This window comes from Virgibacillus sp. LDC1 (genome assembly GCF_025792345.1).
GTDB lineage: Bacteria > Bacillota > Bacilli > Paenibacillales > Paenibacillaceae > Paenibacillus_AQ > Paenibacillus_AQ lautus.
Genome location: NZ_JAOXLZ010000001.1, coordinates 358341 through 374061, shown reverse-complemented (window position 1 = coordinate 374061; position 15721 = coordinate 358341). Strand labels below are relative to the sequence as shown.

At 53.0% G+C, this 15721-nt stretch carries 7 protein-coding genes; all 7 read right to left on the bottom strand.

The features are described from left to right. Positions 1 to 46 precede the first annotated feature (46 nt). Complete coding sequence (locus OHJ21_RS01690) at positions 47 to 1963, bottom strand: family 20 glycosylhydrolase (protein WP_486019226.1); 1917 nt, start codon at positions 1961 to 1963, stop codon at positions 47 to 49. A 142-nt stretch (positions 1964 to 2105) separates the two neighbouring features. Then, a complete protein-coding gene (locus OHJ21_RS01685) occupies positions 2106 to 4841 on the bottom strand; it encodes an alpha-mannosidase (protein WP_486019225.1) in 2736 nt (911 codons plus the stop codon). A gap of 21 nt (positions 4842 to 4862) precedes the next feature. Continuing rightward, the gene (locus OHJ21_RS01680; protein WP_486019224.1) at positions 4863 to 8003 is read right to left on the bottom strand and encodes a beta-galactosidase; all 3141 of its coding nucleotides are present in this window, start codon (positions 8001 to 8003) and stop codon (positions 4863 to 4865) included. Next, positions 8000 to 9319 (bottom strand): glycoside hydrolase family 125 protein, encoded by a 1320-nt coding sequence (locus OHJ21_RS01675; protein ID WP_326112404.1) that lies wholly within the window; start codon positions 9317 to 9319, stop codon positions 8000 to 8002. Before OHJ21_RS01675 ends, OHJ21_RS01680 begins: the two co-directional genes overlap by 4 nt. Before the next feature lie 20 nt (positions 9320 to 9339). Beyond that, positions 9340 to 12453 carry an alpha-mannosidase gene (locus OHJ21_RS01670; RefSeq protein ID WP_486019223.1) on the bottom strand — a complete coding sequence of 1038 codons (3114 nt, stop codon included), beginning with the start codon at positions 12451 to 12453 and terminating at the stop codon, positions 9340 to 9342. Positions 12454 to 12457: 4 nt separating this feature from the next. Then, entirely contained in the window at positions 12458 to 14755 is a 2298-nt protein-coding gene (locus OHJ21_RS01665) for a glycoside hydrolase family 3 N-terminal domain-containing protein (protein ID WP_486019222.1), read from the bottom strand. 26 nt (positions 14756 to 14781) lie between these two features. Then, complete coding sequence (locus tag OHJ21_RS01660) at positions 14782 to 15678, bottom strand: carbohydrate ABC transporter permease (RefSeq protein ID WP_164817402.1); 897 nt, start codon at positions 15676 to 15678, stop codon at positions 14782 to 14784. Positions 15679 to 15721: the final 43 nt, after the last annotated feature.

Sequence of the window (15721 nt, the reverse complement as noted above, 5' to 3'; positions counted from 1 at the left end):
TGCCCTCCAACCGTCCGCTAAAGACCTAGGGAGAGCAGCTTCTTCATTATAGAAAACAGGATGCGGTCACGGCAGCTTGATAGGTCACGTTAACCTCCAGCGGCTTGTCGGTAAGACCATTCTGATCGAACAGCAGCCGGTCCACCTCAAGCTCCTCAATCTCTTCGATACGTCCCTCCACATAATCCGCAAGCCGGTCCCTCGTGGAGGAGATTCGTGCTAACAGTCCTCCGTAGCGGAGATCCAGCACTTCCCAGCCAAAAGGCTTGTACGTGTCCATCCAAAGCGCCCGGTGCGAAATGCGCAGTGTCTCGATGCGCTGCTTTAATGCGGACAACGGGGAAGCTGCGGCGTTAGCAAGTTCGGCCAGCAACTCCTTTTCTCCTGACTGGTACAGCCTTCTGAGTGTAACGCCCAACGTGCTTTTGATAATGAGTGCCGACGCCAATTTTTCATAAAAATCATACAAGCGGCTAAACGGTGCCGGAAACTGCTCCTTACAGTGCCTCCATTGCTTCTCCAGCTCGGCATAATGTCCAGGCAGCACAGATTCCGCTTCACCTTCAACATGCTTGTCCAGCAGTCCCAGCAAAGGATCCTGCCACAGCAAATACTTCGAGGGATTGGCCATCCAGTGGTTTCCCTCCGATACGCCGGGAACCTCATCCATATATTTCAGCGTGTTCAGCGATCCGAACAGATCGATGCCCGTGCAAGCCGCAAGCCGTCTTCCCAGAAGCTCGTCACTGATATCGTCTCCGTACCCATGCTCGGCAAACAGCTGCAGGCCCGCAAGAACGACCAGGTGGTTGGTTTCGTTGCCGTTATCCCCCCAGGCGGTGGCGATGACTTCGCGGATTCCTTTCGTTTTGGCGGCGCGCAGGGCAGGATGGCTGGTCATCCACGTCTTGCCGTTGTTCGGACTGATGCTGTTCCACATATGAATGCCGCCTGCAAAAATCGGCTTGGAGCCCAGCTTCATATGCTTCTCATACAGCCGCTCATAACCCTGTTCATCCCTACGTCCGTAATCCCAGTACACGAATTGAACGCCTTTGGGAATGCGGCTCATGTTATCGTCCGAGAAATCCGCGTCCACGTTGTACAGCGCCCCCTGATAATCGTTGGCCAGCAAATTAAAGTACATGTCGCTCCAGATCATCGGCTGGAGTCCGAGACGCTCGGTGATGGCCAGCACTCGACTGACATGATCATTCATGATCTGAAACCGGTCCTGATTTCCATTCAGCTTTAAATACTTCCCAAGGCCGACCTGAAACGCCTCGTCCATTCCGATATGAATTCGTTTGGAACGGAACATGCCGGATGCAGCGGTGATCATCTGCTCGATAAAAGCATACGTCTTCGGCTCGCCTGCAAGCAAAATATCGGGATGATCCTTGATATCCGCGGCATACCCCCATTTCAGCGCTTGCTGCAAATGCCCCAGTGTCTGAATGCACGGAATCATCTCGATGCCGAACAGCTCCGCGTAATCGTCACATTCCTTCATTTCCGAAGCCGTGTACCGGCCGCGCATGTATCCAAAATAGGGCTGCTCTTCCACCTCATAGGTATCCTCCGTATACATCATCAGCCCGTTCAGCCCCATCAGGGCCATGTAACGGATAAACTGCTTGATCACCGGGACCTTGAGAACGCCATTGCGCGAAACGTCGAGCATCGTGCCGTTAAAATCGAACTTCGGTTCCTCCGTTAGTTCGAATTGCGCTCGCTCCCTGGCCTGCTCCAGAAACACACCCATGGCACGGAAAAAGTGTATGGTTTCTTGGTAACGGATCGTCCCCTGCCCATCCTTCAATGACACCTGAATCGGTCCTTTCGCTTGAATGGCCCGAATTTGTAAGCCCTCTCCCTCTGTGATTCGGATGTCCAATATTTCCGAGAGTTCGCTGATCCCTTCAAGCAATTTCCCCGGCAGGTTATCAAAATGAATCTTCATGTCATTCCTCCATTATCCACTATCCCATTTTTGAGATGCTGCCTATCATTATGCAAGACAGTAAAGCCCGATCCCTGTAATCTCGGAATCGGGCTTTACTGGGCTGGGACGTTCATCATTCCCAGTGCTAGATAATAAATGCTTACTTGACCGAAACTTTAACGCCCAGTGTCACGATTTCGTGAGGCTTAACCGCCAGCGTGAAGCTTTCTTGATCATCAAAGCTTTGAACCGCTCCCTCTACTTCCAGAATAGAGCTCTTATAAACGCCCTGGGAAGGTAGAGAAGATTTCAGCTTCAGCTCTGTATCCGTGCCTGCCATATTGAACCAGCGCAGCATCAGATCACCGGTCTTCGGATTCACCTTCAGGGAAGAGAACGCAAGTTCTTCATGGCTCCATTCAAGCGGTGCAGATGTCGATGCGACAGCCCCGGCATGGACCCCGGTCTGTGCAACCGTCCATGGGATCTGGAACTGGTAAGCCTCCGCGTATGCGCCTGACTTCATGCCGTCGCCTTGATGCGGAATGACCTCCATACGTACCGTATGAACGCCGATGCACTGAGCTTCAGGCGTAGGGAAGTACCCCCAATCCCCGAGCTCGCCTACGGAACGAAGCAATGTAACAGCGATGGTATTCCGGCCGTCACGCAGGACTTCATATTCATTCAAGCCCTGGTTAGCCACCGTCAATCCTGCAGTAGCTGTCGTAACGTCAACGAAAGCCTGTTGGTGAGCCGTATAGCTCGGGTTCTCCCATTCGGCAGCAGGTTCGTTATCCCGTGTCGCCACTTCAAACATGGAATCCACGTTATGGGACGATGCCTGCAGATCCGTTGGGAACAATGCGCGCACCCGATGATCCTTCGCCTGATTATCCATCGTGGCTTCGATCTCCACGCCTTTGCCGCTGCGGTTCAGACTGACCACGGTACGAATGCGCATTGGCACCATCTCGCTCGATCTTTGCGCTTTGCGGTTCGGATAATATACGAGCTCATGCTGCTCTTCATTCAGCTTGCTGTCCGCCATAGCCGGAATGGACCAGTTATGAACGATTTCAATGGACGCGCGGTAAGGCGTATCTTCCAGAACCGAAATTTGGGCGGTTTGGCCTTTCGTAGTCAATGCAGCTTCGCCATCCGGCTGTTTGTACATATATTCGTTACCGATATCTCCGGTATTTTCATAGACGCCCAGATCGCGGTATACTTGTCCGTTCTTTTTATCCGTCAAGGAGAAGGAGCCGTCTCCTTGGATCTCGACCTTGATCAGCTCATTCTCCATCACATTGGCCTTGCTGATTAAGGATTCTACCTCGGCAGGCTGCACATCGCTCTTCACCCAAGCATACGTGGTCAAGCCCATTGCAGGAATCGCGCTTGCCTCGAAGGTAAGTCTCACACGGCGGCACATATACGGCTGGCGGAAACGGTCGTCCGGCAGATCGTACCCGAACTGAAGACCCAGATCCTCAACGGTGCAAGGTACAGCTTGACCTTGAGCGTTAACCAGCACACGGCCGGACAAATCGATTTCCTTCATTCGGCGGCTGGTTTCCTCCAAAGAGTAACCTTCCCGGAAATAAAGCCGTTTCGCGTCCAGCTCGATGCTGACCGTACCGCTGCGGCTCCATCCTGTCGTATTGAATACAACAAGCGGCAGCGGATCGGATCCCCACTGATCGAAGGCGGTCGTGTCAACTGCATCTGCAATGACGCGAACGCTGTCGTCCACGATATTTTCGGCCACGTGTGCGCTTTTCTCAAAGCGGGTAACCATCTCGCGGTGAACTTCGTCCACGCTGCAGCCGCAAATGCTGTCATGCGGATGATTCTGCATCAGCGTCTTCCACGCATAGGTGAACAGATGATGCGGATACTCTTTGCCCAGCAGACTGGCGTAGGATGCAAGCGGCTCGGCCACTTTTTCCAGTATGGTCTGACCGCGCTGGTTCATCTGCTTCAGGTATACGCGTGCCGAAGCGGTATTCACGAGCGTTCCCCATCCATCGGTACGCTGGCTGCGCAGCTCTCCTTTTACGGAGGAAAGATCCTGCGGCAGCTTCTCGCGAACGGCTTTCAGGTAATCGTCAAAATTGGAATGAATAAACTCCGTATCCGGATACAGCTTCTTCGCTGTACGGATGCCTTCCGGAAGATCGGTCTGTATCGGCTGATGGTCACACCCGTTCATATAGAGCAGCTCAGGCGTGGAAGCATACTTCTCGGCATCCGCCAGCTTGCGGTCCCAGAATGCCTTCGCTTCCGCTTCATCAACGGGAACCTCGTTTCCGTTACTGTACCAGTTGGCAAACAGGATGCCCAGCACCTTGGAGCCGTCCGGACCTTCCCACATCAGCTCTGAGAATGAGGACTCATAGCCGCTGTCGGAGACGGTATTGTTAAAGCCCGTTGGCTTCACGCCCCGGCCAAAGAAGGCATTATCAATGCCGGACTGCAGCATCAACTGCGGAATTTGGCCCGTAAGTCCAAATGTGTCCGGGAAATAACCGATTTTGGCAACCGTGCCATAACGCTCGGCATCCTGGTGCCCGATCTGCATATTTCTCACGTTGGCTTCACTGCTTGTCAGATAGGCATCCTGCAGAATGTACCATGGACCGATAATGATGCGTCCATCCGAGATCAGCTTCTCAAGCTGCTCTTTCTTCTCCGGTCTCACCTGCAAGTAATCTTCGATAATAATCGTCTGGCCATCAAGGAAAAAGCTGCGGTATTCCGAGTCCTTCTCCATCGTCTCAAGCAAGCTGTCCATGAGCTCGATCAGCCGCACATGGTGCTTTTCATACGGTAAATACCACTCGCGGTCCCAGTGAGTATGCGAAATAATATGTGCTTTTCTGGATTGATCCATCTCTGCTAAGTCCCCCTTATGTTAGCCCTTCGATACCGTGATTTCGACCTCATCCGGACGGTACACCGATAACAGGTCACCGCTCGCATCTACTGCGAACAAGACTGAACGATCCGCTTCCAGAACGAATGAATAGATGAGGCCTGTTGAAGGATCCTTCACCTCAACGTTCGTATCCCATGATTGCTCCGAGCCGAATACGAAGAGAGCTCCTTCTTCAAACGTTACCTTGCGTCCATAAACGCCGGAATGTTCTCCGCCTTGATTCCAGATCAGCCCTGTATCGGCAGCAGATAGCTCCAAAGCATACCGATATAAAGCCGCGATGGTGTCGATTCGATCATTTAATTCTACAGGAAGCGGGCTCCAGAGAAGACGTCCTGCCCCGAGCTTCACGTCCACGATGGAGTCGCCGGCTGCATCGGCCGGTTTCGCCCCGCTGCCTGCCGGAATTTCTTTGCTCAGCTCGGCAATCTTCCGATGACCATACGATGCAGACCAAGCGCGTTCCCCAATGCGCAAGCTTTCTTCCCGGCGCACATTCGCCAGCTTACGCTCGCCCAGTTCCTCCGTCATTCGATCGACCGGATGCCAATATGCATCCAGACCAATAGGACCTGTCAGGAGGAGCGTAGCTCCCGTTTCCTTCACGATATCCATCAGCTCAGCAAACGCCTGGTCATCTACATTGTGCGCGCTCGGCAAAATAATGAACTTCACCGGTTGGTTACGCAGCGAGCTTAAATCATACTCTCCGACAGCACGGAATGGCACGTTCAGCTCGTAAGCAAGCGCCCGCGTCGCCTTCGTCGTTGCTTCAAAAGCGAGCTTCCGGTTAGAGAAATCGTTGGAATAAGGGAAAATGACCGCGGTCTCTTCCAGCTTCCGGCCTTTAAACATGTCCCGGATGCCTTCCATGAAGGCGCCGAAATCATACGACACATCCGCTTCCGGCTTCTCCGTGCCGTCAGCGCGGACGGCTCCGATATGCGATTCATTGGCATTATCCATGTAGAAATTCGTGTTCCAGATCCAATGAATGGCTCCTGCGCCCCCTGTGGAGAAGGCGTAAGCATACTTGCGCTCCAGCAGGTTCCGAAGCTCGGCTTCGCTCCGCTTCGCCCGGCCGTCCGGCGTTTCCACGTACATGATGCCCGTTTCCTGAATCAGGTTCGGTTTATCCGGCGTTTTGGCAAAGATGCCGTCCCAGATCAAATAGTCGTTGAACCACCAGGAATGGACCGTCGTATAATCTACGGCTTCGGCATAGAAGAACGGAGATGGACGCTGTGCGCCAAGCGCCTCGTCCTGTCCGACTGTAACCATATGATCCGGGCATACCTCTTTGATATCGTCATATAATTCCTTGGCCCAACGGTTATGCATGTCCATGGAGAACAGGACATAATCGAGCCATTGCGCGCCTTTTTTCCCTTGATGCATGTCTTGAACGTCAAAATTAATGAGTTGAGGCTCCGGAGGAACCACGGAGTCAAAACCCGGCAGCTGATCCGCTGTCATATTCCAGCGTTCCTGCAAACGTTCAATCGAACCATGACGCTTTTTCAGCCAGTCGATATAAGCTTGTCTCTCAAATGGATCCTTCGCGGAGCGCGGACCGTCCGAGAAAATCTGCGGCGGATCGAACATGGATGGTTCGTTAATCAGATCCCAGTCCACATTCTTCGTATCTTTATGTCTAGTAATGATGGAACGTATGAAACGCTTCTGCGCTTCCACGCTTCGAGGGTCGAGGTAAGGATTTTGGCCTTCCCAAGTCTCCGGCGTGAAGGAGAAGAAGGTGAATGTTACCTGCAAATCATGCTTTTTCGCCGTTAACAGGAAGGCGTCGATCGAACGCAAAACCTCTTCGGATGCATGCCCGTCCACCTGCATGATATTGCGGTATGCGGTCCAGATACCGGTACGGATCCAGTTGATGCCGGCATTACGCATTTGCGCCATATCGCGATCCCATACATCCGTATTCGGAAGGAACAGGAACTTACGCGCGACATCCGACGTCATGTAAGTCATCCCGACAACAGGCAGCGGGCGACCGTCCTTAATGAAGTAATCCCGATTGCAGGTTACAGGCGTACCCGCCTGCAAAAGCTCGGGATCTGCTCCCCAGAACCCTTGTCTCAGTCTGCGGATTTCTCCATCTGGTCCTTCGGCCTCGCACACCACGCGATAGGATCCCGGCTTGATATCCAGCATAACCGGAATACGCTCTACATGAAATTGTCCGGTCACATCGACCGTCACGGAATGATGCCATGATAAGGAGTCATCTTGGTCGTGCTTAACGGAGATGCGGAACGTCCAGCTCTGCGGCTCTTGTACGGGCAGATTCCGGCCAAGCCGTTGTGCCTGCAGGGTCAGGATCGCACGCTCACCGGACTCGTAGGCCGCATAATTCGGCTTGATCCACAGCTCGGTAATCCCTTTTGCGCAGAATGCCGCCCAGCTGCGGACCTCTTCTCCTCCATCCTGTTCCCAGAAAGAAGCGGTGAGCGGCTGATTCACAAACAGCCAGCGTCCGCCCAAGAAAGGTCCGCCGACATTTTCCCATAGAACAACCGGAGCGGCGACTTCTCTCCCCTTCGCCGTGCTCCCCTTAAGAAGCGGATAAATCCGGGTATCCATCGGTCCTGCCGATCCCATCTGATGCGGCAGGTCACTGCTTTTGGTAACATGCGGAACCAGGTTCCACGTATCGCTGATGGATAATCGCTCCCGGCTGCTCTCCATCAGCGGTATCACGTCGCTTGCTATCAAATGGTCGACGCGCCCGCTGTCCACGGGCAGCACCTCATGAATATGAAGCTGCTGGTGGTACGCTGTCTGTTCGTGCTCCACCACCCAAGCGCCGTCCTCCTTACGGACAGGACGCTTGAAGGGTGCGCCGCCAACGCTGACCAAGCCGCCGCCGTTTCTCAGAAAGTCCAGAATCGCTCTCCAGGCGGATTTCGGAAAATAAGGCGCGTGCAAATTGACAAAGGTTGCACCTTGTCCGCCTGACGATGCCAGCGCTTCAGCGAGGTCCTCGGCGCCGCACACCGCATCGAATGCATTCAGAGCCGCGGCGCTAGCCGGCAAACCGGCAGCTTCTGCTGCCGGAAAGGACGGATCATAGAATACAATCAGGCGCCCGCTCATAGAATCCCTGCTTTCATCGCCTGGTACACCAATTGCGAGAAGAGGCTGTTGGACCAGGCAAACCAAGATCTGGTGAAGACTTTCGGATCGTCGGCATGGAAACCTTCATGCATAAATCCGGTATCCGCATCGGTCGCTTCCAGCAATGCAATCATCTCCAGCTTCTCTTCTGCCGTCTGTGCCGTAATTCCCTGCATGGACAAGGCCATATGCCAGATATAATCCGGCGGCGTATGCGGACTGCCGATGCCTTTGGCAACAGCGCCCTCGTAATAGAAAGGATTTTCTTTACTGAGTGCAAACCGTCTGGTGTTTTGGTAGATCGGATCATCGGCAGAGCAGTACCCCAGATAAGGAATGGACATCAAACCAGGTGTTCCCGCATCATCCATCAAACAGTAATTTCCGTATCCGTCCGTTTCATAGGCGTAGATCGGTCCAAACTCCGGATGGCGGTAAATGCCGTACAACTGAATCCCATGATCCACGTCGGCTTCGAGACGCTTCAGTTCATCCAGCAGCTTCATATCCCGGAATACCCATTCCGCGAATTCCTGCATTTGACGCAGAGCGACAACGGCAAACATGTTGCCTGGAATATTGTAGTGGAAATCGCAAGCATCATCGCTTGAACGGAAGCCGGACCAAATCATGCCCGTATAATTCACCGGCATGCCGAGCCCGTTATTACGCAAGGAATCCGTTGGAATTCCGTTATCCCGCGTGAAACGGTAAGGCGATTTCTCGAAATGGTGCTGCTCGGTTTTAAACAGCTCGATGATCTTGATCATAGCCGACTTGAAGTTGGCGTCAAACACATCCGTCAGGCCGGTTTCCTTCCAGTACAGGTAGGCCAAGCGGACAGAGAAGCATAGCGAATCAATCTCAAACTTGCGCTCCCATACCCATGGGGACATTTCGGTTTCGTCGGTTGTGTTCCAATGCCAGTCATTCGCCGATTCATTAAAGGCATTGGCATAAGGATCGATATGAATATATTGAAAATGGCGTTTGATCAATCCGCTTAAAATCCGCTGCAACTGCGGATCATTTTTTGCAAACGGAATGTAATGGATCACCTGTTCTACCGAATCGCGCAGCCACATGGCCGGAATATCACCGGTAATCACAAATGTCGTGCCATCCTCCATCAGTTTGGTTGTTGTCTCCAGCGTGTTCGGGAAACAGTTCTTGAACAGCTGAAGCAGCTTCGGACGGTGCGCTAGCTTTTCTTCAGCCTCTTGCAGAACCGCCTGAATCGATTGCGGCAGCTCAAGCTCCGGCATTGGTATTTTGGGGAGTCTGAATTGTTCCATGGTTGTTCTGGCTCCTTTGATTAAGTATGATGTGTAGTCAATTTGATGGTTTTGATCTCATACGGCAAGAATGGAAGGGTTAACCTTCCTTCCGCGATATCCAGTTGTTCGAGTTCTTCTTCCAAGGCGTTGGATAAATGGATGCTCTCATAAGGATAAGGCCAGCTCAGTGCAGCTTCGCCTCTGCCCCCGGCGGATTCATACATCCGAAGGATATACCCTGAACCGTCTTCTGCCGGTTTAACCGTATCCAGAATGACATGATGGCTCTCGAACGGAATAAACGATTGAACAGCAGGCCGAGAACCTTTATTCGAGCTTGTTCTTACGCATGGAAGCTCATGATTGAGCTCGGCAGCTTTACGGACGATTCCAGCACTTCTCCAGTCTCCGTTATGCGGGTATAAGGAATACGTGAACTCATGCTCACCCAAGTCTGCCGTGACATCGGGCCACTTCGGCGCACGCAGCAGGGACAACCGGATCGTGCTCTCCTGAATGTCATACCCGTACTTGCAGTCGTTGATAAGGCTGACACCGTATCCATGCTCCGACACATCCGCGAAGCGGTGGCCGCAGACTTCATATTGCGCCTGCTCCCAGCTTGTATTGCGATGGGTTGGTCTCTCGATGGTTCCAAACGGTATCTCATAAGTAGCCTTATCGGCAACGACCCCGATCGGGAAGCCGACTTTCAGCAGTTTATGTGATTCATTCCAACTGACAAACGTCTTGAAGTCGATCCGCCGGTCATGATGATAAAAAATCATGTCCTGCATGATCTCCGAGTTATGGATGCGCCATCGGAAACGCAGCACATCCTGTACCTCACCCGCATGCACCAGCTTCTTCTCGATCAGCTCCGCCTCTCCGGCCAATTGCTCCTCGTAACGGGTATCGATATCCCATGCGTCCCACAGCGTCGGACGGTCATGGAAGAAGTGGAAGCGGTTCGCGGCTTCGCCCGGCTTGACCACTTCCCGATGAGCCTCTTTATCCCACAGGCTCGTGATTTCGCCGCGCTCATTGAAGCTGACCTTATAAAAATCCGTTTCCCAGGAATCTGCGAATACTGTAGTAGAATTCTCCGCCACCGCTTTGTTTCCTGCCGGCTGCTTTAACCAAATGGTCTTGTATCCCAAAGCCGGGATGCCTTGAACATGAACATTCAAGCGGTGAGAGACTTTACCGTTCTCTTCGGTTTGGGCATCGTACTGCAGCAGCGCTCCATCTGAATCATACGGGGCGAGTCCCTGCCCTCCTTCAATCGAAATGACGGCATCTCTGCTCCATCCAAGTCCGTTGAAGATGACATACGGAATGCCTTCCCCTTCTGTATCGACCTGATCCGCCAATACCTGAAGCCCAACATGGAGGCTGTGGTTTCCTTTTTGGAACACCTCTGCGTATTCCTTCTCAGAGGTGACGTAAGACTCCGTAATGGCAGAGCCCGGAATAATATCATGAAATTGATTCAGCAAAATCAACTTCCAGCCGTCATGCAGCTCGCTCATAATTGCCTGCCGCTTCTCATTGTCCATCGACGGAAATGCCACCGAATTCCATAGCTCCGCCTCGCGGTACAGGATTTCTGCTTTCCGGTTATGACGCTTGTTCCGCGCATGCGTTGTATAGGTACCGCGATGAAGCTCAAGGTATAAGTCCCCGCGCCATTTCGGCAGCTTCGGCTGTGTTTCCTCGATCCCGCCGAAAAACTCGGCAGCCGTGCTGTACTTGCTGGCCGGTTGACCCACCATAAGCTCGGCACGGTCGATATATTCCAACATTTCGCGGGTTACGCCGCCTCCGCCGTCACCATGTCCATAAAGCAGCATCTGCTCCGGATGAACGGCTCTTTGGCGGTAGGACTGCCAATGCTCGTGAACATCTTTTGGCAGCGTGTTTTCGTTCACGCCGTGATTGAGATAGGATAACATCGGTGTTCCATCGATCCCAACCCAATGGAACAGGTCGTAAGGAAACACATTCGTATCGTTCCAGCCAAGCTTGGTTGTCATGAAATAACGAATGCCGCCATGCTTCAAGATCTGAGGCAGGGATGCACAGTATCCGAACGTATCCGGCAGCCATTCAATATGAGATGTCAAGCCAAACTCTTCTTGATAGAAGCGTTGCCCATACAGCATTTGACGCATGAGGGACTCCCCGCTCGGAATGTTCAGGTCCGGTTCGACCCACATCCCGCCGACAAGCTCCCAGCGTCCCTCCTTGATTCTGGCCTTCACTCTCTCGTACAGCTCGGGATCGTGATCCTTCAGGAATTGGTACAGCAAAGGCTGGCTCTGCGCGTACTTAAATTCGGGATACTCATTCATCAGCGCATCCATGCTGGAGAAGGTCCGGCTGGTTTTCCGCACGGTTTCCCGGACGGGCCACAGCCAGGCGATGTCGATATGCGACTGACCCACCATATGCTCGGTGCCTTCGGCATGGCCGCCAATGGCAGTAACCGCCTGTTTCAGATCTTGCTCAATCCCGGTTACCTGAGCGCCATCCCGGATGGCGGCGTCATCCAGGCTGACAAAGCGGTCCATCGCCTGATACAGCGCCTCCAATAAACGGATGCGCCGCATATCGCTATCCGGCAGCAGGATAAGCGAATCCCGAATCACGGTTGCGGTGTACATCAGGCTCTGAACCGGAACATTTACGTTGACGAGCATGCTTTGCACCCTAGTAATCGGAGGCTGTATGACAGCCTGCTGATTCAGCGGGTCCACCGGCTCCGGAATCGGATCGTACAACTCGATCTCAAGCTCCATATTCATGCCGGTGCGTTTCGGATCGAGCTTGACGAAAGTATGATTCCGGTCTAATCCCTGATAAGATGCGCCATTAATGCGCAGTAAGCCCTCGCCCCCGGAGTGGAACACAAGTCCGATCGCACCGTCCACCCAGTGCGTGGGCAATTCAAGGTTTCTCCGAAAAAAGTAGGTTGTCCCTTGCGTACTCGGGAACCTGTTGAAATCTTGTCCTTCAGCATAAGGGGCCGTATCTTCGTACACGCCCGGAACCATGTAAGTGGTCCGGGTAATGTTCCAATCTCGAAGCTCCGTCGACTCGAGCCACTGCCGCTCCGACAGTTCGCGTATAAAGCGTCGAATCCGTTCCATTCATTTAACCCTCCTGTACGGTCAGATCTGCACTCAGCGTATCGTTCACGTGTCTGCCTATCATCATACGGAACAGCCCAGGCTCAACCACCTGCTGGTAATCTTGACCGATATATTGAAGCTGTTCCGGACCGACGGTAAATTCCACTTTGCAGCGCTCTCCAGGCTGCAGGAAAATTTTCTGGAAGCCCTTCAGCTCACGCGCCGGTCTCGTATATTTGCTGGCAGCATCGCTTACGTATAATTGTACAACTTCGGAGCCTTCGCGGTCACCGCTATTTGTAACGTTCACAGAAACAACGGCCGTACCGTCTGTTCCGATCACTTCAGGAGTAATCTGAATATCCGAATAACTGAATTCGGTATAGCTAAGCCCGTATCCGAACGGATAACGCGGCTGAGAATCCTCTTCGAGGTAACGCTTACCGCGCGACCGCTTGCCGTTATAGTAAACCGGCAGCTGTCCGACATGCTTCGGTATCGACATCGTCAGTTTGCCGGACGGATTCACATCGCCGAACAAAATGTCCGCTACCGCATGGCCGCCCTCCTGACCCGGATACCACGCTTCAAGGATGGCATCGGCATGCTCGTCGATCCACGGCTCCGCAATTGGCCGGCCGTTGATATACACAACGATCATCCGCTTTCCAAGCTTATGAATCTCTTGGGCCAATTCCAATTGAACGCCAGATAACTGGAGCGTCATCCGGTCGATGCCTTCGCCGCAATCCATGTCACTTAAAGCGTCATCCGTAACCTTTGATGCCCCTGTGCGCAAATCGATCGTGCCTTCGCCAAAGTCGCGTGCGCTGGAACCGCCCAGTACCATGACCACGGTATCGGCCTGATCCGCACAAGCTAATGCCAATTCAAAGCCCTCCCTGGAATCGTCCTTAATGCGGCAGCCCGGAGCATATAATACACGCTTCGCTTCATCCCCCAGTTTCGCACGAATTCCGTCCAGTACGGTGGTCACGCTTGCCGGCGGCTGAGGAGAAGTATAGTCCCCAAGCTGATTGTATCCTTGATCGGCATTAGGTCCAATGACGGCAATCACGCCGCCTTCCTTGGATAACGGCAGGGCCTTTGCTTCGTTCTTAAGGAGAACGATGCCTTCCGCCGCAAGCTGCCTGGCAAGTCCGACATGCTGCTCGCTGCCGATCACTTCCTCGGCTACCTGCGGATCCACATAAGGATTCTCGAACAATCCAAGTTTGAATTTTAACGTCAATACACGGCGTACAGCCTCGTCCAATACGGAGACTTCCAGCTTATTTGACTCGACTGCCTTCAGAAGGTGCTTGCCAAACATCTCGCCCGACATCTCCATATCGATGCCGGCACGAATGGCCTGAACGGCGGCATCCATTCCGTCTTCAGCGGTATCATGGCCGCTCGCCAGCATATCGATGGCACCGCAGTCGGTGATTACCATGCCGTCAAAGCCCCACTCCTTGCGGAGAATGCCGTCAAGGAGCTCGGTATTGACGGTGCACGGCACGCCGTCAATCTCGTTATAGGCCGGCATAATGGATGCAGCTCCCGCTTCCACGGCTTTCTTGAACGGCAGCATATCCACTTCCATCAGCTCGCGCGTGCCCATATGCACGGGTCCGGCATTTCTTCCGCCTTCGGAGCTGCCATAGCCCACAAAATGCTTCAACGTCGCCGCAACGCTGCTCGGGCTGTCCAGGGACTCGCCTTGAAGGCCTTCGACCGATGCGGCCGCATATTCGCTGATCAGGTATGGATCTTCACCGAAACACTCCTCGGTACGTCCCCATCTTGGATCGCGCACGACGTCGAGCACCGGCGAATAGGTGACCGCTCCGCCCTGGCTGCGTGTTTCCAGCGCGACGGCACGGCACATATCGCGGTATAAATCCACGTTCCATGTGCTCCCGATAGACAGCGGCACCGGGAAGACCGTGCCGCCGATGGCCATATGCCCATGCGAGCATTCCTCCCCGATCAGGATCGGAATACACAGACGCGATTGCTCAATAGCGTAGCGCTGGATGTGATTGACGGCTTCCGCTCCTTCACGCGGAGAAAGACCGGTCTCAAGTGTTACACCGGTCCATGGATCGGCGCGTAGGGTCCCGTAAAGGGATCCGACGCCGCCATTTTTCACTTGCTCTTTAAATGAATCCGTTAAGGTAATCCGGCCTTCATTCACTTCATAGGTCTTCCAGCCGAACGGCTGGATCAGCTGCCCAACCTTTTCCTCCAGGTTCATCAGGCCAAGAAGATGTTCCACTCTTTCCGTAATGGGTTTACTGGAATCTTTATATGTCATCTCATACCCTCCGGTACATGAAGAATTTATTCTTTAACCGCGCCGATGGTCAGACCTTGAATGAAATAGCGCTGGAAGAACGGATAGGCCAGAATAATCGGTCCGGTTGCCAGAACGACCATCGCCATCCGCGAAGTATCCTGCGGCATGCTCTGCAGAGCGGCCATGCTAAGTGATGAATTCTGAGAGTTCTGCAGGATGAACTGCATGCTGGTCTCAATCCGCATGAGCATGGATTGCAGCGGAACCAGGTTCGGATCATCAATGTAGAGCAATGCGTTGAACCAGTCGTTCCAATACCCCAAGGTGCTGAACAACCCGATGGTTGCCAGACCCGGCAGGGATAGCGGCAATACCAGCTTGTAGAAAATTTTAAACTCGCTCGCACCGTCGATTTTACCGGATTCAATGATGGCATCCGGAACGCTGGTGCTGTAGAAGGTTCGAAGAATCATAATATAGAAAGCATTGACCGCCAATGGCAGGATCAAAGCCCAGATCGAATCTTTTAGGCCGAGCAATTGCGTTGCAACGATATAAGTCGGTACCAGACCCCCGTTAAACAGCATCGTGAAAAATGCAAAGAACGAGAAGAAGTTCCGGTATCTGAACCCTTTACGGGAGACAGCATAGGCATACAGCGAAATAATAAACAAACTGATCAGCGTACCCACTACCGTGACAAAAATCGTAACGCCGTAGGAACGAAGAAGCGTATCGCCTGTCTGGAATACATATTTGTAAGCTTCAAGACTCCATTTCTCCGGCCAGATTTGGTATCCGTTGCGGGCCAGTGAGCCTTCATCTGTAAATGAAATGATCATAACGAATAGGAACGGAAATACACACAGGAACGCGAAAATACCGGCAATCAGGTTGAATACGACATTCCACCCGGATGAAAGCTGATGGAAATCCTTCATCTTGCTTTTAGATTTGAACACATCACATACCCCCTTCTTGGTA

Coding starts and splice junctions, on each gene's coding strand:
- OHJ21_RS01690 (WP_486019226.1), bottom strand. CDS start 1,963: ATGAAGATTCATTTTGATAACCTGCCGGGGAAATTGCTTGAAGGGATC.
- OHJ21_RS01675 (WP_326112404.1), bottom strand. CDS start 9,319: ATGGAACAATTCAGACTCCCCAAAATACCAATGCCGGAGCTTGAGCTG.
- OHJ21_RS01680 (WP_486019224.1), bottom strand. CDS start 8,003: ATGAGCGGGCGCCTGATTGTATTCTATGATCCGTCCTTTCCGGCAGCA.
- OHJ21_RS01670 (WP_486019223.1), bottom strand. CDS start 12,453: ATGGAACGGATTCGACGCTTTATACGCGAACTGTCGGAGCGGCAGTGG.
- OHJ21_RS01665 (WP_486019222.1), bottom strand. CDS start 14,755: ATGACATATAAAGATTCCAGTAAACCCATTACGGAAAGAGTGGAACAT.
- OHJ21_RS01685 (WP_486019225.1), bottom strand. CDS start 4,841: ATGGATCAATCCAGAAAAGCACATATTATTTCGCATACTCACTGGGAC.
- OHJ21_RS01660 (WP_164817402.1), bottom strand. CDS start 15,678: ATGAAGGATTTCCATCAGCTTTCATCCGGGTGGAATGTCGTATTCAAC.